At 46.5% G+C, this 738-nt stretch carries 1 protein-coding gene; it reads right to left on the reverse strand.

Features of this window, described 5'->3' with window-relative positions; translation table 11 throughout:
- Positions 1-738: alpha/beta hydrolase (locus R8N47_RS24945; RefSeq protein ID WP_318186074.1), on the reverse strand; the 738-nt coding region annotated here is incomplete at both ends.

The following is a 738-nucleotide window of genomic DNA, read 5'->3' on the forward strand; positions in this document are numbered from 1 at the left end:
TGAAGACAGCTTGAATCTTCCGTCAAAGGCCAATGAGAACTGTGTCCGACTGATGGCATATCGACGGTCAGCATTGCAATATCTTTAGGAGCAAAGTGATTGCGGAACAAACGCCACATGTCGGTTTGTAAACTGTCGAGTCCTGCACTCACCATCACAACTGGCAGCTGCTTATCGGTTCTTGGCAAATGCAAGTTAGCGATAATTTTGCGTTTTTGGTAAGGCACCTCAATTTGCTTGATGGTGTACTGAGTTTTCTCAGCCCCTTCAGAATAGGCTTTGTTTGCTAACACCTGAGCCTGAAGCGCCAAGTTGTCGTTTTTTAAATGAGGATAGCCCGCAATGCTGAAACACAACGATGCGGTAAACAGCTCGTCGGCAGCATCCTCACCTTTAAGCTCATTGGCACGTCGTTGGTGTTCCATACCTAACTTGATCCACTCAAACGTCCAGTTACCGCTGTGATACCCCATCACAGTATCTAACCAATCATCGTGAGTACGAGAATGCGTTGACGAAGCAATGCGCGACAACACGCCTTCCATTTCAATTGGAGATAAGCCTTGCCACGCCCACTGCAAGCGACGCAAATGACGATACCAAGCACGATCTTCTTGCTGTTCTCGATCATCAAGAATCTTTTTGCTGGTTGGCATGTATTGAGTGAGCGCGGAGGTTTCTTTCGCTTGCTTATGTTTTACGAACAAAGTCTCGGAAAGATTTTTACTGACGTCTTCA

Source organism: Vibrio sp. 2132-1 (assembly GCF_033344315.1).